Genomic DNA, 20837 nt, shown 5'->3' with positions numbered 1-20837 from the left:
GCGACAGCGAGGGGACCTTCTACCCGCTCGCCGAACGCGTACAGAGGTGGGCCGAACGCGCCCCAGGGCCGCTCCTGCGGGAGATCACCGCCGACGTTCGGGCGTACGCGGGCGGGCTGCTCAACGACGACATGGCCATGATGGTCGTACAGCGGGACCGGGTGCCGGCGCCCGCCTGACGGGAGCCGAGAAGCCCCGCTCAGCCGGCCGCAGCGTCGTCGGTACAGACCGTCGGTCACGATCGGTGGCTGCCGCAACCGGCGGCCGGCTGCGCGAGGGGGCCTTGACGATCGCGGCCCCTGTTCATGCCGTTCGGCACCGGCGCCCTGGCCGTCCGCGACATCGCCGCCCTGCACGCCGCGCACGACGGCACCAGCAGCTACCTCCAGGACATGCAGGCGGCGGGGGGCGTCCCGGACTCCGGTCACCTCGGGCCCGAGCTTGCCGCTACTGCCGGTGCCGGGCCGACACCGCAGCCGTCCAGAGCTCGACGTCGAGAAGTTTCCTGAGCTCCTGCGCCCAGTACTCGGGAGTAACTATCAGCTGCGCCGACTGCAAACCTTTCTCCAGATTGCCGGGTATCGCTCGCTCGCGGACGCGTGCGCGGCGCTCGCGCTATGCCCGTTCAGCGTTTACAAGCAGCTCCACCGTCTGGAGCAGGACCTCGGCGGGCCGGTGCTGCTCCGAGCCCTGAAGAACCGGCCCATGGAGCCCACCGAGCTCGGACACCGCGTTCTCGCCGCCGCCTTGCCTCTGGCGGAACTTCTCGGCCTCCCGGCGGGCTCCGTCCAGGTGGCGCCGCCCAGCCCCGGACAGACTCGCAAGCGAAGGCCGCGCACCACCACTGCCCCGTGGCTGAAGCAGTTCCCTGCGCTATTGCGGCCAGCACTGGGAACCAAAAGGCGGCCGGCGACGGCTGCGGCGGTTCCTCGAGGCCGTTCCTTACCCGTCATTAGCGGCTTTCGCCCGCGCCACCGGCCTTGCTCATTCCACAGTGACTCAGCAGATCTGCCGATGGGAACGAGACCTCGACGGAGAACTCCTGGCACGCGGTAGAAGAGGAGACGCGATGCGTCTCACCAGCTTCGGGAGGCAAGTCCTGGCCACAGCCCAGCCATACGCAGATCAGTTGGGCGACCTTCACGGTCCTCGGTACAAGCCTCGGGGCTGGACTGAATCGCGACATCTTCCGGCTTCCCAGCTGAGCAGCGGGCGACGAAGAACGCCAGACTGCTCAGACTCGCGGCCTAGGTGTATTGACCTGAAGCGTTGTTCACACGGCTGATCTGTGGCTGGCCTCCGAGTGCTGTGTGGCAGCGGTGGTGGTTGTAGGTGTGCAGGAAGTCTGACAGGGCTTCGGTGCGTTCGTCGTTACTGGCGTAGGGCCGCAGGTAGGCCCATTCGTCGAGCAGGGTGCGGTTGAAGCGTTCGACCTGGCCGCTGGTCTGCGGCCGGTAGATGCGGGTGAGCTTGCCGGCCGCGCCGAGGTCGGCCAGTGCCTGCCGCCAGCCGAAGCTCTTCAAGTTGGCGGAGGCTCAATGTGCATCGGTCCGGTCACCCCCTTGCGGGCGTGCGCTTCCGCCGGTGGCGAGTCGCATGAGGTCGGTGGTGAAATCCACATCCTCCAGGGACCGTTGCGCCCGTGTGGCGTTGCCGCCGAAGTGGTGTTCGTAGCTGCCCCAGTTGCTGTCGGCGATCTGCCGGCCGGCTCCGCTGCGCAGCATGACGGAGAGTTCTTGCGCGGCTCGGGCGATGCGCTTGCCAAGGTCGGCCGATGCCCAGTCCTCGGGTTCGGAGTACAGGGAGGTGGGCACCGGGATGGTGCGCAGGAATCCGAACAGCGGCCGGAGCTGGTCGTCGACGACCATGGCGTGTCGAGCGCTTCCGCCTGTCGCGGCGAGGACGACCGGTTTGGCGATGAGCAGATCGTTGTCGATCAGGTCGGCGAACGACTTGAACAGGCCGCTGATCCCTGCCTTGTAGACCGGGGTGGCGGCGATGACCGCGTCGGTCCCGGCGAGCACCTCCATGGCCGCCTGCACCTTCGGGTTGAGCATGCCGGAGACGATGCCCTGCGCGATGTCGACGGCCAGAGGGCCGAGATCGATCGCACGCACGGTCGCTGTCGTGCCCCACGCCTCGAGGGTGTCGACCGTCTTCTGGGCGATGCGGTCGGCAAGCAGCCGGGTCGAGGACGGATCGCTGACGCCGGCGTTGACGATGGCGATCGTAAACGAAGCCACGGCGGGGGTGAGGTCGTTCATGCGGTATCCCTCGTGGGTGCTTTCATGTGAGGGGCGGCGGCGACCAGCGCGCGACCGAGCTCGCGCAGCGTCTCCAGCTGTTCGCGGGTCAGGGCCCGGGTCATCGCGGTGGTGACATGCCGCGCATGTGCGCGGCCGAGGCGCCGTTGGACCTCACGGCCTTCGGCGGTGAGGACGATGCGGCAGGCGCGAGCGTCGTCGGGATCGGGCCGTCGTTCGACGAGCCCCCGCTTCTCCATGCGGGCGACGAGCCGGGACACCCCTGCCTGGGTGAGCAGGGCGTCGTCGATCAGGTCGGTGATCCGCAGGCCGTCCTTCGCTCCGGCCAGCGCGTAGAGCACGCCGTACTCTCGCGGCGGGAAGCCGCCCCAGTCGCCCTCGTACTCGAACTCTCGCGCGAGGGTCGCCTGGGCTCGGAACATCGCCTCCCAGGCCTCGTTCGCCAGTCGGCTGACGCCGGCCATCAGAACGCCGCCGGGAAGCTGGCTTCGACGGCCGGGTCGCTGTCCTGGTACGGCGAGGTGCCAGACAGATTGTCGCCCCGGTTCGGGTTCGGCCGCGGCTGGCGCGGCTCTGCATCACCGTACTTCGCCCTGACCAGGGAAGCGTGCGTCGGAGCGTCGGGGACACCGGGCTTGCGGCGGGCTGCCATCTCCTTGCGCAGCACGGGCACCACCTCAGTGCCCAGCAGTTCGACCTGTTCCAACGCCATGTCGAGGGGCAGACCGAGGGCGTCGACCGAGAAAAGCTGACGTTGGTAGTCCCCGAAGCCCTCCTGGAAGGTGAGGACCTTCTCGATCACCTCCTGCGGGCTGCCGACGGTCAGCGGCGTGCCCGCCATGTAGTCCTCCAGCTTCGAGCCGCGGAAGACCGGGTAGTTCTCGAAATAGGGCCGATAGGTGTCGACCGCGTCCTGGGAGCGCTTGGCGACGAACGCCTGACCGCCCAGTCCGACGATGGCCTGCTCGGCGGTGCCGTGGCCGTAGTGCTCGTACCGTCGCCGGTAGAGTTCGACGATCGGCTTGAAATGGAAGTTCGGAGCCAGGATGTGGTTGGCGAAGAACCCGTTGCCGTAGTACGCCGCCTGTTCGGCTGTCTCAGGGCTGCGGATCGAGCCGTGCCACACGAACGGCGGGACGTCGTCCAGCGGGCGCGGGGTGGAGGTGAAGCCCTGCAGCGGGGTGCGGAACCTTCCTTCCCAGTCGACCACGTCCTCGCGCCATAGCCGGTGAAGCAGGTTGTAGTTCTCCAGGGCGAGGGGGACACCCTGGCGGATGTCCTTCCCGAACCAGGGATACACGGGCACGGTGTTGCCACGTCCAAGCATCAGGTCCAGCCGCCCCTTGGCGACGTGCTGCACCATCGCGTAGTCCTCGGCGATCTTGACCGGGTCATTGGTCGTGATCAGGGTTACCGCGGTGCTCAGGATGATCCGTTCCGTCAGCGCTGCGATGTGGGCGAGGAGGGCCGGCGGCGAGGACATCACGAACGGTGGATTGTGGTGCTCGCCCAGCGCGAAGACATCGAGGCCCACCTCGTCGGCCCGCCGGGCGATCTTGATCAGGTTGCTGATCCGCTCCGCCTCGCTCTGGGTGTGTCCTGTGATCGGGTCGGGTGAGATGTCACCGACCCCGAAGATGCCGAACTGCATGTCGTGCTCCTTGCTGTTACATGACTTCGCATGTATCTAAACAACATGATTGCGCATGCATTCCCGAACTGTCCGGCGGGGTCGTGATCCCGTCCCTCGGGCATCCACTGGTACCGGCGCTCCCACCCGATTTCGCCCAGCGCCTCCGCCGGCGCCTCGAACTCCGTGCCGGGGCGCGGGCCGACCGCGCCGGCGGTCCCTACGCCGACCGCAAGGCCCTCGGTATCGCCGCGGGCATGCCTCGCTCCCGCCTGTATCGCGTCCTTGAGCGCTTCGGCCGACCCACGAACCGCAGGGCGGCGGACGGGGCCTGAACACACGCGCCCGACGGTAGAGGAGTGCGTGCCGACTGCGGCGTTCTTGGGCTGGTGGTGCTCGGGGCTACTGCGGAGGTTGCCATGCCCCGAACCATCTGGTCCGGCGCCATCAGCTTCGGCCTGGTCGCGGTGGCGATCAACGTGGTCAGCGCGACCGAGGACCACTCGATCCGCTTCCAGCAGTACCACCTGCAGGACATGGGCGGGGTGCGCTACCGGAAGGTGTGTGAGCTGGAGGACGGTGAGGTCGACCAGTCCGAGATCGGCGAGGGCTATGTCGAAGACCCAGGTCAGCCCGATCACGGACGAGGAGCTGAGCGACCTTCCGCTGCCGACGGCGAAGGCGATCGAGATCGACGCGTTCGTGCCCCTCGAATCCATCGATCCGATCCGATCCGGATCGCGGAGGGCTACTGCCTCCAGCCGTCCAGCCCCGTCGCGGCCAAGCCGTACAAGCTCCTCGTTCAGGCCCTCGGCCGCTCCGCCAAGGTGGCCGTCGCCAAGTACGCCTGGAGCGGCCGCGAGAGACTCGGCCTGCTCCGCGTCCGCGACGACGTCCTGGTCCTCCAAGCCATGCGCTGGCCAGACGAGATCCGCGACCCCGCCGAACTGTTCCCGCCGCCGATCGAGGTGACCGAGGGCGAGATCACAGGGGCGCTCGCCCTCATGGACACCATGACCACCGAAAGACTGGAAGGCCCCTAGTTCCAGGACCGCTACACCGAAGCAATGACTCAGCTGATCGAGGCGAAGCGCCAGGAGAAGCCGCTCCCCGAAGCCCCCGAGCCTGAGCAGCCGGCCCAGGTGCTCGACCTCATGGCCGCACTGCAAGAGTCCGTATCGAAGGTCAAGGCCGCCCGAGGCGAGGACACCGGGCCCGCCGAGGTACACGGGCTGAAGAAGAAGACGGTCGGGAAGAAGCAGCCGGCCAAGAAGACCGCGGGGCGCCGGCCGCGCAGTTTGTGAGGGGCGGTGCTGGGCACACGGGATCCGCCACCAAAAGCGGACAAATCGTTAACCACGGCAGGAGGAGTGTCTGTCATGTCGGCTGGTGAGAAGGCCAAGGCCAAGGCTGAGCAGGCCAAGGGAAAACTCAAGAGGGCCACGGGACGGGCCGCCGTCGATGAACCGATGGTCGCCGAAGGCCAGGCGGAAAAGTCCAAGGGCGATGCACGCCAGGCCAAGGAGAAGATCAAGGACATGTTCAAGCGCTGACCTCTGGCGCGGCTCACGCGGGGTTGCGTAAACAGCTCCGGAACTGGTCCCCTGCGCATCCGGCGGGGGGCCAGTCGTGTGAGCGATCCTTCAAGCTATGGTCGGATGGCAGTGCGGGAAGGTCGAGACGCCTGTGGCGAGCGCCTGGCGCGCATCGGCCTCGCCGACGCCGCGGGACCGCTTGCCCGCGTTCCAGCAACCGGCGCGGTGGACGTATACGGCGTGGTCGCGGTTGAGCCCCAAGCTTGAGGAGCCAGTCGGGCGCCGGCGGACGACTCTCCTCGCCCTGCCGCTTCTCGGCCTCGCGGCATTCCTCGTCGGTGATCCACCGGTCGATGGTGGCGAGCTGGCGCGCGGTGTGCTCCTGGAAGACGCGGCGGGCGAAGCGGAGGGCGTCTAGGCGGGAGATTGCGGTGTGCATGAACTGCGGCGCCATCGACGAGGTCCCCGCGCCCCTGGTGGCGGATGCGCTGAACTCTGCGGTCCAGGCGACCGCCTTCCGCTTGCAGAGCCTGGTTCTGAACGGGCTGTGTCCCACCTGCCAGGCGTGACAGAAGCGTTGTGCGGGGTCGGCCGGGTCCGGCGGGTGCCGGGTGAGAAGACGATCACCTTCCGGGAAGGAAGCGGCACTGAGGATTGCCGCGCTGCCGAAAGTTGCCGGGCCGACCCCGTCACGACTTGCTGATGCATTGTAGTAGTTGTTGCAAGCTCTTCGCAATAAGTCGCTAGGCTGTCCCAGAACGATCACCACGTGGAAAGGGGACGTGCCTGATGGGCACCTACACGCTTCCCGACCTGCCCTACGACTACGCCGCGCTCGAGCCGGCCATCACGGGGCAGATCCTGGAGCTGCACCACGCCAAGCACCACGCCGCCTACGTCAAGGGCGCCAACGACACCCTGGAGCAGATCGCCGAAATCCGCGACAAGGACCAGATCACCCCCACCAGCCTGGTCGGGCTGGAGAAGACCTACGCCTTCAACCTCTCCGGCCACGTCCTGCACTCGATCTTCTGGCAGAACCTCTCCCCGGACGGCGGAGACCGCCCCGACGGCGCACTCGCCGACGCCATCGACGAACACTTCGGCGGCTTCGAAGCGTTCAAGAAGCAGCTCACCGTCGCCACCTCCTCCGTGCAGGGATCCGGCTGGGGCGTGCTCGCCTGGGAGCCCCTCGGGCGCCGCCTGGTCGTCGAGCAGGTCTACGACCACCACGGCAACGTCGGCCAGGGCACCACCCCCCTGCTGGTCTTCGACGCCTGGGAGCACGCCTACTACCTGCAGTACAAGAACGTCCGCCCCGACTACGTCACCAAGCTGTGGGACCTGGTCAACTGGGAAGACGTCGCCGCCCGCTACACCGCGGCCGTCGGCGCCTGACGCATTGACCACGCCGCCACTGGCGGGCCGGGAAGCCAGCCAGATTCTCGGTCCGCCCGGCGCCATACGCCTCCGCCAGGTCGCGCCGTCCCGCCTCGGGCACCACCTCGAAACCCTCGCCCAGCTCGCACACGCCGCCTACACGCCCCGCCCCTGGCACGCGACACCGGCCGAGATCACCCGCCTGCTGGACCGCCTCACCCACGACGCCCAACATCTCGGTTTCACCCTGGTCCTGGCCGACGACCCCGCTGGCCGCCCCTTCGGCTTCGCCTACGGCCGCCCGCCTGCCACCTCGCCGCCCTGGCCGACCGGCCACCGCCGAGCACCACCCTTCCTTTCGAGGTGCGTGAACTCGCCGTCGCCCCCACTGCCTGGCCACGGTATCGGCGCCGCCCTCCACGACACACTCATCGCCACCACCCCACCCGGACCCCGCTGGCTGATCACCCTGCCCAATGGCACAATCCGCATCCTGATGCACCGCCCCGCATAGACCGGACCCCGGCAACAGCCATATCAACCGCACCAGACGAAACGAGTGATGAGGCGCAGGCGCCCACGTCTTCAAGGTGGGCAGGTCTCGGTCGCTGCCACTTCCCAGCCCGACGGGAACACGCTTCGTGCTAGTAGGTGGGGGGAGGATCCGAGGCTACTCACGGGTTACTTGTCACCTGGTTCGCCGCTCGTCAACGGCACACAGGGCAGGGCAGGGGCGTGCTGCACCAGCGGCCTGCTCCCTGCCGTGAGGCGGCTGACCAGGGAAGATGGAGAACTGGGACGGGAGTATCTAGGGTCAGCACGTGGCTTTCATCATGGTGTGCGAAGACGACGCGGCGGTCCGCGGCGTCCTCAAACGCGCCCTGGAGTACGACGGCCACACCGTCTCCGTCGCCGCCACGGCCGACAGCCTGCTGCGGCAGCTCGCACCGGCGCCCCATCTGGTCGTCCTGGATCTCGGGCTCCCGGACGCCGACGGCCGCGACGTCTGCCTGGCCCTGCGGGCTCGCGGCGTCGACGCGCCGGTGTTGATGCTCACCGCCTTGGACGGCCTGCATCACAAGGTAGGCGGCTTCGAGGCCGGCGCCGACGACTACATGACCAAACCCTTCGACATCCCGGAACTGCTGGTCCGCGTCCGGGCGCTGCTGCGGCGGGCCACCGTGGCGCCCGCACCGCGCGAGGTCGTCCTCGATCCGGCGAAGCACGTGGTGACCTACGATTCGGTGAGCATGAGTCTGACCCCGACCGAGTTCCGGCTGCTGGGCCGCCTGATCGCCTCGCAGGGCGACGCGGTACGCCGCCACGCCCTCATCGCCGCCGGCTGGCCGCACGGGGCGCAGGTCAGCGACAACACCCTCGATTCCTTCGTGCGTCGGCTGCGGGCCAAGCTCGGTCAGCTGGGTGTGGCGGAGCGTCTGGCGACGGTCCGCGGCGTGGGCTACCGATGGCAGTGACGGGATTCCGTAAGCGGGTCGTCGCGCTCACCGTGCTGATCGCCACCGCCGTGGTCGCGATCCTGGTCGTGGTCTCGCACGTGCTGCTGAGCCAGGTGACGGACGCCGACGCCCACGACCTGGCGCGTACCCGCGCCGAGGCGGTCGCGGCGAACGTCACCGCCAAGGGCGGCCGTGTCGTGCTCACGGAGAACAGCAGCGAGGCGCTGGACGAGGTCGCCTGGGTGTATGCCGACGGCCGCCTGATCGACGGGAACGTACCGCCGAGCGTGGTCGCTCGCGTCGAGGAACTGGCGGACTCGGGGCGATCACAGACCGCCGCCGTCGGCAACTACCTCCTGTATGCCCGGCAGGTGCCGATCGACGGTCACCACGTCATGGTGATCGTCCGGGTGGACCTCACGCCGTATGAGACATCGGAGCAGCGCAGCCTGACCTTGTCCCTGATACTCGGCGGCCTCACGATCCTCCTCGCCGGCGGTGTCGCACACCTCGTGGTGCACCGCGCGCTGCGGGTCGTGCACGAGATGGCCGCCCTCGCCGACGACTGGGGCCATCACGAACCCGGGCGCCGCTTCAACCTCGGAGCCCCCCGCGACGAGTTCGGGGAACTGGGGCAGACCCTGGACCACCTCCTGGAGCGCGTCGACAACGCGCTGGCGGACGAGCGCCGGCTCACCGATGAGATCGCCCACGAGCTGCGGACACCGCTCACGGTCCTGCGGGGCGAGGCGCAGCTGGCACAGCTGTCCGGCAAGCCGGTGGCGCCGGAGGCGGTGCTGAGCGAGGTCGACCGCCTCGATGCAGCGATCACGACGATTCTGCGCGCCGCGCGCGCACGTACCGACGAGGGGACCCGGTGCGATCTGCGCTCCGCCGCGCGGCAGGCGATCGCCGGCCGCCCGGTCGAGGTGGCCATTCCCGCAAAGGCCGAGGTCGCCGTGGCGCCCGACGTCGCCGTGTCGCTGCTGTCACCCCTGCTGGAGAACGGCCTGCGGCATGCGCGGTCGCGTGTGTGGATCACCGCGCGCGTCCAGGGTGAGGCCCTCGTGGTCGATGTCCTGGACGACGGCCCCGGGTTCGATCCCGCGGAGGTCGAACGGGTCTTCGAAGCGGGTGTGACCGGCGGTGACGGGTACGGGCTGGGGCTGCCGGTGGTGAGGCGCATCGCCGCTTCGGCCGGTGTGGAGGTTCGCGCGATCGCGGACGGCCGCGGTCACGTCGAGGTGACACTCCCGGCCGCCCGTGCAACCGCGTAGTCAGGTTATGTGCAGATTCCCCGCGTAAGCCTCCGTGCATGACAACGACAACGGAAGCACGCACGCGCAGCGGGCGCCTCATGCTCAACAAGGTCCCCGAGGTCACCATCTGGTTCTGGGTGATCAAGATCCTGTGCACGACGGTCGGTGAGAGCTTCGCCGACTGGATCAACATGAAGCTGGGCGTCGGCCTGATGAACACGGCCTGGATCTTCACCGCGGTGTTCGTGGTCGTCCTGGCCGTCCAGCTGCGGCTGAAGCGGTACGTCCCGTTCCCCTACTGGCTGACCGTGGTCGTTGTCAGCGTCACGGGCACCTTGTACACCGACATCCTCACCGACCAGCTGAACGTGCCGCTGTGGATCAGTTCCGCGGTCTTCTCGGTGCTGCTCGCGGTGGTCTTCGGCGTGTGGTGGGCGCGTGAGCGCACACTGTCGATCCACTCCGTCACCACGCTTCCGCGGGAGTCGTTCTACTGGCTCGCCGTTCTCGTCACCTTCGCGCTCGGCACCGCGACCGGCGACTGGACTCTGGAACTGACCGGCTGGAGCCCGGGCGTCTCCGTATTGCTGCCGCTCGGCCTCATCGCGGCGATCACGCTGTTGTGGAAGTTCGGCGCGAACCCGGTGCTGTCCTTCTGGCTCGCCTACATCCTGACCCGCCCGCTGGGCGCGAACATTGGCGACTGGCTCGCCTCCCCCAAGGTCGCCCAGAACCCGGGCGACCCGACCGGTCTCGACCTGGGCACCTTCACCACCAGCCTGATCTTCCTCGGCCTGATCCTGGCAACGGTGGTCTACCTCACGGTGACGCGCTCGGATGTGACCGAGACCCACGAGGCGACCCACGCCGCACCGGCCACCAGCGACCCGCGCAAGGAGCGCGTCGCGCTGGCCGGCTTCGCCCTGCTCGCCGTCGCCACCACGGGCCTTCTGGTCTGGGCCCACGGTCAGCCGCATGTCGGCCCGGCGCCGGAGGAAGACAACACCTCCGCCGTCCAGATGGCTCCCGGCGTAGCGGTGAAGAAGTTCCCGCCCGCCAAGGTTGCCGCGCTGAAGAACCTCGCCTCCACATCGCTCAAGGACGCCCGCTCGGGGAACGCGAAGGGAGCGCATGCGGCCGCCCAGTCGCTGCGTGACCTGTGGGATGCCGACCAGGCATCGCTGCAGCCGCTGGACCAGACCGGCTGGACCTCCATCGACGCCCAGATGGACAAGGTGCTGGGGACCTTCGGCATCGATCACTCGAACCCGCCGATGTCGCCTGCGCAACAGGAGAAGGAACTGAACACACTCCTGACGGACATGGGCTGACAGACCGCACAGCGCCCGGCCGATGGGCTCAGCATGCCGGGCTGCGCAGAGAACCGCGCCGCCTCGGCACACGCGGCGAGCCGCGGACACGGCAAGCGGCCGGGGCCGCCTGTGGCAGCCCGGTTATATCCGCAGCTCCCGTGGGGCGGTCGAAGCTGGCGTCAATGGCTTCGACCGCCCCGCTGTCGCCTGGGCTGGTCAGTCGCGGTGGCGGCGGATGTGAGAAGCAGGCGCCGATGACCACTCAGACGGTCCTGCACGTCTGCCTGCGCCGGCGCACCTCCAAGGGCCGTCACCCCGACGTCCTCCTCGCCCAACGACGCGAACGCGTCCGCATCCGGGGCGGGAGCGGACGCCCTCTCCCTGTGGCAGCCTGACCAAATGGGATGATCTTGTCCCGTGAGTGGTCAGCAGGATTCCGATGTGCGCGGTGGCTGGTTGGCCCGCTTCCTTGAGCGTCGGCGGGAGGCTCGCCGTGGGCGTGGGCGTGGGCGTGGGCGTGGGCGTGGGCGTGGGCGTGGGCGTGGGCGTGGGCGTGGGCGTGGGCCGCGGCGGCGGCCGTTGGATGAGGCCGCTCGGCGAGCCGTTGAGGACCTGAGCGGCGTGGGCTGGCGGGATCGGCCGCGGGCGCGGCGGCGGACTCTCGATGAGGCTGCCAAGCGCGCCGCCGACCACTTGGAGGGCCGGTAGCGACCCAGGTCGCGCTGCAGATGCGTGACCTATCGGCGACGGGCGCGTTGCGCCGGGGGACACGTGCTGGTCCCTGCGGCACTCGTGCGAGCGGGCCCCGATCCACCGCGCGGCACCGGGGCTCCCTGGACGACGGGGAGGGGAGAGCCGCGCTGGCCGCCCATCTCCTGCGGGCCGCCGCCCGTGCCACGCATAACCTCGTCAACGCTGCTCCGGGGCTCGGTGAGGCCGCGCACCGCGCGACGGCGGTCTTCCCGCACGCCTGGCCGGTACCGGAGGACTGAGCTACCGCGTGCAATCGAACTCGCCCTCCTGCTGACCGCCCGGCGCTGCTGCTGGACGACCAGCACACCGACGGCGCGGTCACTATGGATGATCCGGACGCGGACCAGGACGAGGGCGGGGGGATCGAGCAGGTCGAGGCACATGCGGAGGGGGCCTGGGCGGACGTCGAGGCGCCGGCGCCCTGATCGACCTCCGCCGTGCTCGCGCCAGTCCGCGGCTCGCCGAAGCGACGCTCGACCTGATCAGCTACCGGATCGGCCGTCTCATCGGCGCCTACGAGGCTCTGGTCCTGCACCCCGGGTACCAGTCCGATGCGGGCGGGGCAGACTGAGCGGCGCTGTCTCCCCGGGCGGGTCCGTCTCCTCGTTCACGGCGCCGTCCTCGTCAGTCGCGGTCGGGACTGAGCTTGCGGTTGGTGCCGGACCGGCTGATGTCGAGCTCCACCAGGTCATTGAATCACCGTCCGCGACGACCATCACGCACAGCTACACGACAGCTGGGGAGCGGGGGTATCCCGGTGGCGAAGGAACGTCGCCGCTGCGGTATGGCCAATGCCTCATCGAAGGAACCGGATCTGCGGGTAGCGGGGGGAGGGGCGCTGGAGCAGGTGGTTGTCGAAGTGGCGCAGATGAAGGTCGAAGAATGCTCGTACGTAGTCGCGCTGGGCGTGGATGGCGTGGTGCGGGTCGAGGGTGCCGATTGCTTGCGTCACCTGGCTGGGCGTCAACCCGAGGGCGGGCGCGGCTTGGGGTAGCAGTGTTTCCAGGTCGGTGAACGAGGTGTGGGTGGACCCACTGAGGGCCAGTTCGCGTTTCCAGCCGTACTGGCTGGTCCAGAACTGATCCCAGCTGGGATCCTCCGGGCTTGGGCCGGGGTCGCTGCCGAAGAGAAGGAAGGGCCGGTCGGTGCCGGCGGTGACGGGCGACAGGAGGCTGCCGTCCAGGTTGACGCCGGCCTGCAGGCGCCGGTCGGCGCGGATGGCTGCGGCGGCTGTGGCGCCGCCGAGGGAGTGGCCGAGCATGCCGACGCGGGAGAGGTCGAACGCGCCGGCGAGGGTGAGTGGCAGGGGTCGCCGTTCGGCGTCGGTGTTGTGTCCGGCGTTGAGCGCGGTTAGTTGGTCCAGCACGAACCGGGTGTCCGCGGTGCGGACAGCGAGGGCCTTGGCGATCAGGGCATCGTCGATGTCGCCGGTGATGGCGAAGGTTTCCACCCGGCCGCCGGGAAACTCGACCTGGTCGGCGTCGTGGGTGTGGTCGATGGCCACGACCAGGTAGCCGTGGCTGGCCAGTTCCTCGATCAGAACAGTGCCGAGGCTGCGGTCGCTGCGCAGGCCCGGTGAGTACAGGACGACCGGCCTCCCGCACCGGCCGTGGTCCACCGGTGCGGCCAGGTGGGCGTGCGTGGTCGGCAGCAGCAGGGTGCCGGGCGGGATGCCCTGTTTCCGTTCGAAGAAGGGGACGGCGCCGGGTGACATCCATGGCGCGGGCGGGTGGCGATGGGCGGCGCGTGCCGGGTACCAGAGCTGGATCATGAGTTCCCGAGCCGGGCGGGAATCCTGCCAGGGATCGACGCGTGCCCGGTCGACCAGGTGCAACGAGACCGTGCCCAGGGGATGCGGACCGGTTGGTGCGGGCAGGGTAAGCCGCGCCGGAGCACGCGTGGGGTTGGCGGCGACCGGCGAGCCCGCGGTGGGTCGCGACCGGGCGGATGCCGCGGTGGCCAACGGGACGGAAGCGATGGCTGACGCCACGGCGGTACCGAGCAGCGCTCGGCGGGTCAGGAGCCGTCTGTCGTTCAACATCGCCAAAATGTAAGGTGTTCTTTCCATGAGGTCAAGAGTGCTTGACTCGATGGAAAGAACACCTTACATTCACGGCATGACAAAGCAGGTACAGCAGGACCAGGTGACGCGCGCGGCCCGCCGCGCTGTACTCATCGACGGCATCCCCGTGTCCACGTTGGGCGTGATAGCCCTGGCCCTGGGCAGCAACCCCAATCCGAGCGCCACCCAGAAGGTCTGGTGGATCGCGACCACCGCCGTCTTCACCCTCGCGATCGTCTGGGTGCTGTGGCGGGCATTCCGGCGCGCGGACGAATACCTGCGCAGGATTCAGCTGGAGAGCATGGCCATCGCGTTCGCCGCAGTCCTCGTGGGGCTGCAGGTAGCCACCCTGCTCGATGCCGCTGGCATCATCCAGCTGCATCAGCTCGCGGAGTTGATCCTCCTCGGCGGCGTGGCCATCTGGATGACGATCGCGGACCTGCGTACCCGCCTGAACCGGTGACGGCGCACTGTGAAGAACCGACTACGTGAACTGCGTGCAGCTCGCCGGTGGAGCCAGGCCGACCTGGCCGACCGGTGCCAAGTCTCCCGGCAGGCCATCAACGCCATCGAAACCGAGCGGCACGATCCCAGCCTGCCTCTGGCATTCACCATCGCCGACGTCTTCGGCCTGACCATCGAGGAAATCTTTCGTCCTGACCGGAGGGAAACGACGGACACCCCCGCCTGACATTGGCGGAGTCTTCGTCCTCCGGCACCAGCGAGACCACCGGCGTCGCATCCAGGTCGGTGCCGTGCGTCTCGACCAGCTCCAGCTTCTCGACCAGCACATTCGCCGCCCGGGGCGAGCGCAACGATCTTCCCGAGAACCCCCGCGCAGCACCCGATCACTGTGCTAACGACCAAGATCGACGGCATAGCCTTTTTGACCGCTGTACCGATGTTCCCCAAGGGCGAAACCGGTCAACCTATGCGGTGAAGGCACTACTCGTGCTGAGCGATGACTTCGGCCTCGGCGCTTTTATGGTTGGTCCCCGTGAACCGGCAGGAGCAGGGTGAAGGTGGCCGGGGTGCCGCGGGTCAGGGAGAGGCGGCCGCCGAGGGAGACTGCCAGGTCGCGGGCAAAGGCGAGGCCGATACCCGTCCCCGCCCCGCTGCCCGTGTGACCCCGATCGAACAGCCGTGCCGTATCACCGCTCACCTCGCCCTCGTCGGTGACGTCGAAGGCGAGCGCGTCGTCAAGGTCGCGCACCGTTACGCGGACCATGCCCTGGCCATGCAGGCGGGCGTTGTCCAGCAGAACGTCCAGGATTTCGGTGACAGCTCCACCGGGCACGGGCAGGTCGACCGGCACGTCGTGAGTGAGGTATTCCAGGCGTCTGCCGTCGTCGGCGAACAGGCCGTGCCAGCGCTGTTGCGTCGCCCGCAGCACCTGTCCCACCGGCCGCAGCAGGGCACTGGACCGGGGAGGGCCGGGTGAGCCGGACAGGCGCAGGACCTCCTCCACGGTGCGGTGCAGCCGACACGTGGTGGCCAGAGCCTCCTCCAGGACGGGCCGGAGCCGTGCGTCGTCGCCTTGCTGCAGGCCCGCCTCCAGGGTGAGCTGGAGACCGGTGAGCGGGGTGCGCAGCTGATGGGAGGCGTTGGCGGTGAAGTCTCGTTCACGGCGGAGGAGCTCGGACAGGCTGTGCAGCATCTCGTTGTGGGTACGGGCGACCTGGTCGATCTCGGTGATGCTGCTGGGGGCCGCGCGGGCGTTCAGGTCGCCGTCGGTGACGGCCTGGCAGTGACGCGAGAGGTCTTCCAGCGGGGCGGCCAGTGCGCGGGCCTGACGGCGGGCGACGAGGACGGCGACAGCCAGCCCGAAAGCGGCAACGCCCAGGAGCACACCCCACACGGCGAAAACGCGGTTGCGCACGGTTGCGATCGGCGAGGACGCCCGTACCACTCCGATCACCTGCTCGGCGTGGGAGACAGGCACGGCGACGACCAGGTCGCCGCCCGACCTGTTCGCGACCACCTGCCCTTTGAGGGCTTGGCGGACCGATGTGTCCCCTGGTCCAGAGCCGCTGCCAGTCCGTAGCCGCAGTTGTGGGTCGTACAGACCAAGCCGCGTGCCGGCCGGGGGTTGGGGGAGTTCGACTGGGTCGCCCTTCTGGTAGTCCGGGCTCACCTGCACGGCACCGGCGAGGGCGACCCGCTCCAGGCTGTCCCGCTGGTCGGTGTAGAGCACCGACCTGATGGCCCACGCCAGGGGGACGGCCAGGAGGACGACGGCGACCAGGGCGGCGGTGAGGGCGACTCGCACCACGCGCTGTCTCATGTCTTTCATCATGCGGGCCGTCGGCCTGACCGGGCGGAGTGAGCCACGTGCTTTTGCCGTCGTCTAACCGTCGGCGCGCCGGGCGTTAACCGGCCGGCTTCTAGCGTCGATGCCATGACCGTCTGGTCCAACGGCTCCTTGGGAGGGCAGTGGCCATGGCAGCACACGCACGGACGTCCGCCGTCGTCGGTCTGGCGCTGGTCGCCGCGGTGACCGCCGCCTGTTCCGGCGGTGCCGGATCGCACTCGGGTTCCGCCCCGTCAGCGCCCGCACCGGCCTCACACGCCGCGACAGGAGGCGGCAACAGCCCGAACAGTCCGGCGCCCACCGAGTCCAATCCGCCCGGCGACATCCCCGACAACCAGGTCTATGTCGCCTACCGGCCGGGCGGTGCCACGTTCACCTTCACCGGCTTCACGGTCAAGGTGCCCGAGGGCTGGGCCCGCACCGACCAGAAGAACACGACCGTGTTCACAGACAAGCTGAACACTGTGCGGATCACGGCGGCCTCCGCCTCCAGCGCCCCCACGGTCGGTTCGGTCACCAACACGGTCGTTCCCCAGCTGCGCACCCAGGTGCCGAAGTTCGCGACACCCAAGGTGTCGGAGGTGACCCGGCATGCCGGCCGTGTCGTCCTGCTGACCTACCAAGGCGACTCGGCCAAGGATCCAGTCACCGGGAAGGTGGTGCGGGACGCGTTCGAGCGGTACGCCTTCTACCGCTCCGGTCACGAGGTGGACCTGACGCTGTCCGGCCCGGTCAACGCCGACAACGTCGATCCCTGGCGGATCATCAGCGACTCCTTCGCCTGGCAGTGACCACCATGTCCGCCGACGCCTCCCACGAGATGCGCGCCCGCGCCCCCGCCGAGGACGTCCTCACGGCCCGCGAGCTGTATCGCTTCTACCGGGCCGGGGAGGAGGAGACGCTCGCGTTGCGCGGGGTGTCGCTGCGGGTCAGGCGCGGCGAGACAGTCGCGGTCGTCGGGCCGTCCGGGTCGGGCAAATCGACCCTGCTGGCGTGTCTGGCCGGACTGGACGAGCCCTCGGGCGGTGAGGTCCGCGTCAACGGGGTGCGGATCAGCCACCGTCCGGAGACCGAGCGCGCCCGGCTGCGCGCGGCGCACGTCGGCGTACTGCTGCAGACCCGCAACCTCCTGCCCCATCTGAGCCTGCGGGACAACATCCGCCTGGCACAGCGGGCAAAGGGCCGCGGGCCCGCCACCTCGCCAGGAGAGCTGCTGCGCCATGTCGGGCTCGCCGAGCGGGCCCACGCCCTGCCCAGGCAGCTGTCCGGAGGGGAACTGGCGAGGGCCGGACTCGCCGTGGCGTTGGCCAACTCGCCCGCCGTCCTGCTGGCCGACGAGCCGACCGGGGAACTCGACAGCGACACCGAGCGCATGGTGCTCGCCATGCTGCGCGATAGAGCCTCCGACGGCTGCGCGGTCCTGATCGTCACCCACAGCGCGGAGGCGGTGCGGGCGGCCGACCGGGTCATCGCTCTGGCCGACGGAATAGCCACCGACGCCTCGGCCCCCCACAGCGGACGCCCCGCACGGCAGGAGGTCCGCGATGCCACCGGATGAGGTGCTCGTGGCCTGCCAGGACGCAGCCCTCACCTTCGGCCAGGGCCCGCAGGCGGTCGTGGCCGTGCACGGAGCGAACCTTCGGATCGGGGCCGGCGATCGGCTCGCAGTCGTCGGCCCCTCCGGCTCGGGGAAGAGTTCGCTGCTGCACCTGCTGGCCGGGCTCGAACAGCCCACCGGCGGCGCCGTCACCCGGTCCGCGTCACTCGGGCCGTACGACATCGGTCTGGTCTTCCAGGGCGACAGCCTGATCCCGGCGCTGAGCGTGGTCGAGAACGCCGCCCTGCCTCTCGTGCTCGCCAACCGGACCGAACCGGAGGCATGGCAGGCCGCCCTTGCGGCGCTGGACCTGGTGGACGCCGCCGACCTGGCCGACCGGCTGCCCGAGGAGATCTCCGGCGGACAGGCCCAGCGAGTGGCCGTCGCCCGGGTCCTGGCCCAGTCTCCGCGGCTGATCCTTGCCGACGAACCCACCGGCCGTCTCGACCACGCCACCGGCGCCCATGTCCTGGACGCCCTGCTGGCCACCGCCCACCACATCGGGGCAGCCCTCGTCGTCACCACCCACGACCCCGCCATCGCCGCACGCCTGACCGTCCGGCGCTCCATGCGCGACGGTCGCCTGCTCGCCCCCGAGGAGGTCTCGTGATCACCGCCTGGGCTCGGGGCCTGACCCGTTACCGCACCGGACGGCTGCTGGCCGCCCTCGCCGGGATCGCGCTCGCGGTCGCTCTCATCGCCGCGCTCGGCTCCTTCCTCACGGCGTCGAAGGCGACTATGACCCAGCGCGCCCTGCGTTCGGTCGCCGTCGACTGGCAGGTCCAGGTACAGCCCGCGGCCGACCCGAACACCGTCCTCTCCCTGGTGCGCACGACACCCGCAACCCGCGCCGCCCTGCCGGTCGGCTATGCCGACACCACCGGCTTCACCGCCCGCGTCCAAGGCAGCACGCAGACCACCGGCCCCGGTATGGCCCTGGGCCTGCCCGACGGCTACCGCAGCCGGTTCCCCGACGCCATCCGCACGCTCTCCGGCGCCTCCACCGGCGTCCTGCTGGCCCAGCAGACCGCCTCCAACCTGCACGCCGCCCCCGGCGACACCATCGGCGTCCAGTTCCCCGGCATCGGAGTGCGGCAGATGAGGGTCGACGGCGTCGTCGATCTGCCCCAGGCCGACTCCCTCTTCCAGACGGTCGGCGCCCCCGCCCAGTCCCAGCCGACCGCACCCCCGGACAACGTCGTCCTTCTGCCCGCCACGCAGTTCGCCTCCCTCACCCACGGCGCCACGGGCGTCACCACCCAGATCCACGTCGCTCGCGACAACACGGGGCTGCCCTCCGATCCGGCCGCCGCCTTCACCGCGGTCACCGGCGCCGCCCACCACCTGGAAGCCCGCTCGGCCGGCGCCGCACTGGTCGGCAACAACGTGGGTGCCGCCCTCGACTCCGCCCGCCAGGACGCCCTGTACGCCCAGATCCTCTTCCTCTTCCTCGGCGTTCCCGGAGCCGTCCTGGCCGCCGCGCTCACCGCCGCGGTCGCCTCGGCCGGTGGCGAGCGCCGCCGCCAGGAACAGGGCCTGCTGCGCCTGCGCGGCCTGCGCCCAGCCCAGATCACCGCTCTCGCGGGTCTGGAAGCCGCCCTGATCGGCCTTGCCGGTGGCCTGGCCGGGCTGGGTATCGCCGCGCTGACAGGCCGCCTCGCCTTCGGCGCGGCCTCCTTCGGGGCGAGCGCGGGCACGGAGGCCATCTGGTACGGCATCGCCTTCGTCCTCGGCGCCGCCGTCGCCACGGCCGCCGTCCTGATACCCGCCCTGCGCGACCTGCGGACCGTCACCGTCGCCGACACCCGCAAGGAGGCCGGCGCACGCAGCACCCGGAGCCCGTGGTGGATGCGCTACGGCCTGGACTTCCTCCTGCTGGTCTGCTCCTGGTTGATCTTCCGCGCCTCCTCCGGCAACCAGTACGCCCTCGTCCTGGCGCCGGAAGGCGTGCCCAGCATCTCCGTGTCGTACTGGGCCTTCCTCGGCCCCGCCCTGCTGTGGATCGGCGCCGCCCTGCTGCTGTGGCGCCTGACCCTTCTCGCCCTCACCCACGGCCGTCCCGTCCTGGCCCGGCTGGCCCGCCCGCTGACCGCCACCCTCGCCGGCACCACCGCTGCCGTCCTGGCCCGACGCCGGCGCCCACTCGCCCGCTCCGTGGTCCTGCTCGCCCTCGCCGTCTCCTTCGCCCTCTCCACCGCCGTCTTCAACGCCACCTACCGGCAGCAGGCCGAGGTCGACGCCCGGCTGACCAACGGCGCCGATGTCACCGTCACCGAACCCCCGGGCGCCCGCGTATCGCCCAGCGCCGCAGGCACGCTGAAGGTCTCCGGCGTCCGGCACGTCGAGCCCCTCCAGCACCGCTTCGCCTATGTCGGCTCCGATCTGCAGGACCTCTACGGCGTCCGCCCGGACACCATCGCCCAGGCCACCTCTCTCCAGGACGCCTACTTCGCCGGAGGCACCGCCCACCAGCTCATGCGCAAGCTGGCCCAGCGCCCGGACAACCTGCTGGTCAGCGTCGAGACCGTCAACGACTTCCAGCTCTCACCCGGTGACACCGTCAACCTGCGCATCCAGGACGCCCGCACCAAGGCCCTGCGCACCGTCCCCTTCCACTACGCCGGCATCGCCAAGGAGTTCCCCACCGCCCCCAAGGACAGCTTCTTCGTCGCCAACGCCTCCTACATCGCCAAGGCCACCGGCAGCGACGCGGTCGGCGCCTTCCTCCTCAACACCGGCGGCACCCACCAAAATCAGATCGCCGCACACCTGCGCCATCAGCTCGGCACCGCCGCCACCGTCACCGACCTCACCCAGACCCGCGGCACCGTCGGCACCAGCCTTACCTCCGTCGACCTGGCCGGACTCACCCGCATCGAACTCGCCTTCGCCGTCCTGCTGGCCGCCGGAGCCGGGGGACTGGTCCTCGCCCTCGGACTCGCCGAACGCCGCCGCACCTTCGCCATCGCCACCGTCCTCGGCGCCAAGAGTCATCAGCTCCGTGGCATGGTCCTCACCGAAGCCCTCCTCCTGGCCGCCGGCGGACTGGCCGGAGGCGCCCTGATCGGCTGGGCACTGTCCGAAATGCTGGTCACGGTACTGACGGGCGTCTTCGACCCACCCCCCGCAAGCCTCTCCGTGCCCGGCTCCTATCTGGTGCTCACCACGCTCGCCGCACTGATCGCCATCATGGCAGCCGCGCTGAACGGAATCCGGCGCGCAAAGCGCCCGCCCGTGGAGGAGCTGCGTGACCTGTGAGCACCCCTCCGCCGCCGG

At 69.7% G+C, this 20837-nt stretch carries 23 protein-coding genes and 2 pseudogenes; 18 read left to right on the top strand and 7 right to left on the bottom strand.

Annotation, left to right across the window (positions count from 1 at the left end; translation table 11 throughout):
• Positions 1-305 precede the first annotated feature (305 nt).
• The 3 genes and pseudogenes from ACWCQS_RS39190 (at position 306) to ACWCQS_RS39180 (ending at position 1285) form a co-directional block, all read left to right on the top strand.
• Positions 306-509 (top strand): hypothetical protein, encoded by a 204-nt coding sequence (locus tag ACWCQS_RS39190; protein WP_451008920.1) that lies wholly within the window; start codon positions 306-308, stop codon positions 507-509.
• Positions 457-714: pseudogene (locus ACWCQS_RS39185) on the top strand (LysR family transcriptional regulator); the annotation flags it as partial. The gene ACWCQS_RS39190 and the pseudogene ACWCQS_RS39185, both read left to right, overlap by 53 nt.
• Positions 715-868: 154 nt before the next feature.
• The gene (locus tag ACWCQS_RS39180; protein WP_451008918.1) at positions 869-1285 is read left to right on the top strand and encodes a LysR family transcriptional regulator; all 417 of its coding nucleotides are present in this window, start codon (positions 869-871) and stop codon (positions 1283-1285) included.
• Here ACWCQS_RS39180 and ACWCQS_RS39175 read toward each other — a convergent pair.
• The 4 genes and pseudogenes from ACWCQS_RS39175 to ACWCQS_RS39160 all read right to left on the bottom strand — a co-directional run.
• Positions 1248-1502, bottom strand: a pseudogene (locus ACWCQS_RS39175) (integrase core domain-containing protein); the annotation flags it as partial. The gene ACWCQS_RS39180 and the pseudogene ACWCQS_RS39175 sit on opposite strands and share 38 nt — an antisense overlap.
• Positions 1503-1535: 33 nt before the next feature.
• The gene (locus ACWCQS_RS39170) at positions 1536-2264 is read right to left on the bottom strand and encodes a CE1759 family FMN reductase (protein WP_451008915.1); all 729 of its coding nucleotides are present in this window, start codon (positions 2262-2264) and stop codon (positions 1536-1538) included.
• Positions 2261-2728 carry a MarR family winged helix-turn-helix transcriptional regulator gene (locus ACWCQS_RS39165; protein WP_451008914.1) on the bottom strand — a complete coding sequence of 156 codons (468 nt, stop codon included), beginning with the start codon at positions 2726-2728 and terminating at the stop codon, positions 2261-2263. Before ACWCQS_RS39165 ends, ACWCQS_RS39170 begins: the two co-directional genes overlap by 4 nt.
• Positions 2728-3915: a CE1758 family FMN-dependent luciferase-like monooxygenase gene (locus tag ACWCQS_RS39160; RefSeq protein WP_451008913.1), complete on the bottom strand. Its 1188-nt coding sequence runs from the start codon at positions 3913-3915 to the stop codon at positions 2728-2730. The genes ACWCQS_RS39165 and ACWCQS_RS39160 overlap by 1 nt, the downstream gene beginning before the upstream one ends.
• A 398-nt stretch (positions 3916-4313) precedes the next feature.
• Between ACWCQS_RS39160 and ACWCQS_RS39155 the strand changes: the two genes are divergently transcribed.
• The 3 genes from ACWCQS_RS39155 to ACWCQS_RS39145 all read left to right on the top strand — a co-directional run bounded on the left by ACWCQS_RS39155 (position 4314) and on the right by ACWCQS_RS39145 (position 5447).
• On the top strand, positions 4314-4937 hold the full coding sequence (locus ACWCQS_RS39155; protein WP_451008912.1) for a Ku protein: 624 nt from the start codon (positions 4314-4316) through the stop codon (positions 4935-4937).
• A gap of 24 nt (positions 4938-4961) precedes the next feature.
• On the top strand, positions 4962-5198 hold the full coding sequence (locus ACWCQS_RS39150; RefSeq protein ID WP_451008911.1) for a hypothetical protein: 237 nt from the start codon (positions 4962-4964) through the stop codon (positions 5196-5198).
• 75 nt (positions 5199-5273) lie between these two features.
• Complete coding sequence (locus ACWCQS_RS39145) at positions 5274-5447, top strand: CsbD family protein (RefSeq protein WP_451008910.1); 174 nt, start codon at positions 5274-5276, stop codon at positions 5445-5447.
• A 90-nt stretch (positions 5448-5537) separates the two neighbouring features.
• Here the strand turns inward: ACWCQS_RS39145 and ACWCQS_RS39140 are convergent, their stop codons facing one another.
• On the bottom strand, positions 5538-5690 hold the full coding sequence (locus ACWCQS_RS39140) for a DUF6233 domain-containing protein (RefSeq protein ID WP_451008909.1): 153 nt from the start codon (positions 5688-5690) through the stop codon (positions 5538-5540).
• Positions 5691-6218: 528 nt separating this feature from the next.
• Here ACWCQS_RS39140 and ACWCQS_RS39135 point away from each other — a divergent pair.
• From ACWCQS_RS39135 to ACWCQS_RS39110, 6 genes are all read left to right on the top strand, one after another.
• On the top strand, positions 6219-6827 hold the full coding sequence (locus ACWCQS_RS39135) for a superoxide dismutase (RefSeq protein ID WP_451008908.1): 609 nt from the start codon (positions 6219-6221) through the stop codon (positions 6825-6827).
• Between the two features lie 4 nt (positions 6828-6831).
• Complete coding sequence (locus ACWCQS_RS39130) at positions 6832-7323, top strand: hypothetical protein (protein WP_451008907.1); 492 nt, start codon at positions 6832-6834, stop codon at positions 7321-7323.
• A gap of 307 nt (positions 7324-7630) precedes the next feature.
• Positions 7631-8284: a response regulator transcription factor gene (locus ACWCQS_RS39125; protein WP_451008906.1), complete on the top strand. Its 654-nt coding sequence runs from the start codon at positions 7631-7633 to the stop codon at positions 8282-8284.
• The gene (locus ACWCQS_RS39120) at positions 8275-9543 is read left to right on the top strand and encodes a sensor histidine kinase (protein ID WP_451008905.1); all 1269 of its coding nucleotides are present in this window, start codon (positions 8275-8277) and stop codon (positions 9541-9543) included. Before ACWCQS_RS39125 ends, ACWCQS_RS39120 begins: the two co-directional genes overlap by 10 nt.
• A gap of 38 nt (positions 9544-9581) precedes the next feature.
• A complete protein-coding gene (locus ACWCQS_RS39115) occupies positions 9582-10856 on the top strand; it encodes a COG4705 family protein (RefSeq protein WP_451008904.1) in 1275 nt (424 codons plus the stop codon).
• 236 nt (positions 10857-11092) lie between these two features.
• Complete coding sequence (locus tag ACWCQS_RS39110; RefSeq protein WP_451008903.1) at positions 11093-11233, top strand: hypothetical protein; 141 nt, start codon at positions 11093-11095, stop codon at positions 11231-11233.
• A gap of 1154 nt (positions 11234-12387) precedes the next feature.
• Here ACWCQS_RS39110 and ACWCQS_RS39105 read toward each other — a convergent pair.
• Positions 12388-13362 (bottom strand): alpha/beta hydrolase family protein, encoded by a 975-nt coding sequence (locus ACWCQS_RS39105; RefSeq protein ID WP_451008902.1) that lies wholly within the window; start codon positions 13360-13362, stop codon positions 12388-12390.
• Positions 13363-13708: 346 nt separating this feature from the next.
• On the opposite strand from ACWCQS_RS39105, the gene ACWCQS_RS39100 reads away from it, so the two are divergent.
• Entirely contained in the window at positions 13709-14116 is a 408-nt protein-coding gene (locus ACWCQS_RS39100; RefSeq protein ID WP_451008901.1) for a hypothetical protein, read from the top strand.
• A 9-nt stretch (positions 14117-14125) separates the two neighbouring features.
• Positions 14126-14344, top strand: coding sequence for a helix-turn-helix transcriptional regulator (locus ACWCQS_RS39095; RefSeq protein WP_451008900.1), 219 nt, complete (start codon positions 14126-14128; stop codon positions 14342-14344).
• 291 nt (positions 14345-14635) lie between these two features.
• Here ACWCQS_RS39095 and ACWCQS_RS39090 read toward each other — a convergent pair whose 3' ends face one another.
• Positions 14636-15937, bottom strand: coding sequence for a HAMP domain-containing protein (locus ACWCQS_RS39090; RefSeq protein WP_451008899.1), 1302 nt, complete (start codon positions 15935-15937; stop codon positions 14636-14638).
• Between the two features lie 155 nt (positions 15938-16092).
• On the opposite strand from ACWCQS_RS39090, the gene ACWCQS_RS39085 reads away from it, so the two are divergent.
• The 4 genes from ACWCQS_RS39085 to ACWCQS_RS39070 are packed head-to-tail and all read left to right on the top strand — an operon-like array spanning position 16093 to position 20819.
• Positions 16093-16755 carry a hypothetical protein gene (locus ACWCQS_RS39085; RefSeq protein WP_451008898.1) on the top strand — a complete coding sequence of 221 codons (663 nt, stop codon included), beginning with the start codon at positions 16093-16095 and terminating at the stop codon, positions 16753-16755.
• 5 nt (positions 16756-16760) lie between these two features.
• Positions 16761-17522, top strand: coding sequence for an ABC transporter ATP-binding protein (locus ACWCQS_RS39080; protein ID WP_451008897.1), 762 nt, complete (start codon positions 16761-16763; stop codon positions 17520-17522).
• Positions 17509-18171 (top strand): ABC transporter ATP-binding protein, encoded by a 663-nt coding sequence (locus ACWCQS_RS39075; protein ID WP_451008896.1) that lies wholly within the window; start codon positions 17509-17511, stop codon positions 18169-18171. The genes ACWCQS_RS39080 and ACWCQS_RS39075 overlap by 14 nt, the downstream gene beginning before the upstream one ends.
• Positions 18168-20819, top strand: a complete 2652-nt coding sequence (locus tag ACWCQS_RS39070) for an FtsX-like permease family protein (protein ID WP_451008895.1) — start codon at positions 18168-18170, stop codon at positions 20817-20819. The genes ACWCQS_RS39075 and ACWCQS_RS39070 overlap by 4 nt, the downstream gene beginning before the upstream one ends.
• Positions 20820-20837: the final 18 nt, after the last annotated feature.

This window comes from Streptomyces sp. NPDC002076, from assembly GCF_053593835.1.
The sequence above is the reverse complement of the archived record's forward strand: the minus strand, read 5'-3'. Positions and strand labels throughout refer to the sequence as shown.

Excerpts from the sequence above, each read along its gene's own strand:
- ACWCQS_RS39160 (WP_451008913.1), bottom strand. The coding sequence starts at position 3,915 with ATGCAGTTCGGCATCTTCGGGGTCGGTGACATCTCACCCGACCCGATC.
- ACWCQS_RS39110 (WP_451008903.1), top strand. The coding sequence starts at position 11,093 with ATGACCACTCAGACGGTCCTGCACGTCTGCCTGCGCCGGCGCACCTCC.
- ACWCQS_RS39165 (WP_451008914.1), bottom strand. The coding sequence starts at position 2,728 with ATGGCCGGCGTCAGCCGACTGGCGAACGAGGCCTGGGAGGCGATGTTC.
- ACWCQS_RS39080 (WP_451008897.1), top strand. The coding sequence starts at position 16,761 with ATGTCCGCCGACGCCTCCCACGAGATGCGCGCCCGCGCCCCCGCCGAG.
- ACWCQS_RS39120 (WP_451008905.1), top strand. The coding sequence starts at position 8,275 with ATGGCAGTGACGGGATTCCGTAAGCGGGTCGTCGCGCTCACCGTGCTG.
- ACWCQS_RS39075 (WP_451008896.1), top strand. The coding sequence starts at position 17,509 with ATGCCACCGGATGAGGTGCTCGTGGCCTGCCAGGACGCAGCCCTCACC.
- ACWCQS_RS39145 (WP_451008910.1), top strand. The coding sequence starts at position 5,274 with ATGTCGGCTGGTGAGAAGGCCAAGGCCAAGGCTGAGCAGGCCAAGGGA.
- ACWCQS_RS39170 (WP_451008915.1), bottom strand. The coding sequence starts at position 2,264 with ATGAACGACCTCACCCCCGCCGTGGCTTCGTTTACGATCGCCATCGTC.
- ACWCQS_RS39100 (WP_451008901.1), top strand. The coding sequence starts at position 13,709 with ATGACAAAGCAGGTACAGCAGGACCAGGTGACGCGCGCGGCCCGCCGC.
- ACWCQS_RS39085 (WP_451008898.1), top strand. The coding sequence starts at position 16,093 with ATGGCAGCACACGCACGGACGTCCGCCGTCGTCGGTCTGGCGCTGGTC.
- ACWCQS_RS39190 (WP_451008920.1), top strand. The coding sequence starts at position 306 with ATGCCGTTCGGCACCGGCGCCCTGGCCGTCCGCGACATCGCCGCCCTG.
- ACWCQS_RS39135 (WP_451008908.1), top strand. The coding sequence starts at position 6,219 with ATGGGCACCTACACGCTTCCCGACCTGCCCTACGACTACGCCGCGCTC.
- ACWCQS_RS39150 (WP_451008911.1), top strand. The coding sequence starts at position 4,962 with ATGACTCAGCTGATCGAGGCGAAGCGCCAGGAGAAGCCGCTCCCCGAA.
- ACWCQS_RS39105 (WP_451008902.1), bottom strand. The coding sequence starts at position 13,362 with ATGATCCAGCTCTGGTACCCGGCACGCGCCGCCCATCGCCACCCGCCC.
- ACWCQS_RS39090 (WP_451008899.1), bottom strand. The coding sequence starts at position 15,937 with ATGAGACAGCGCGTGGTGCGAGTCGCCCTCACCGCCGCCCTGGTCGCC.
- ACWCQS_RS39155 (WP_451008912.1), top strand. The coding sequence starts at position 4,314 with ATGCCCCGAACCATCTGGTCCGGCGCCATCAGCTTCGGCCTGGTCGCG.
- ACWCQS_RS39115 (WP_451008904.1), top strand. The coding sequence starts at position 9,582 with ATGACAACGACAACGGAAGCACGCACGCGCAGCGGGCGCCTCATGCTC.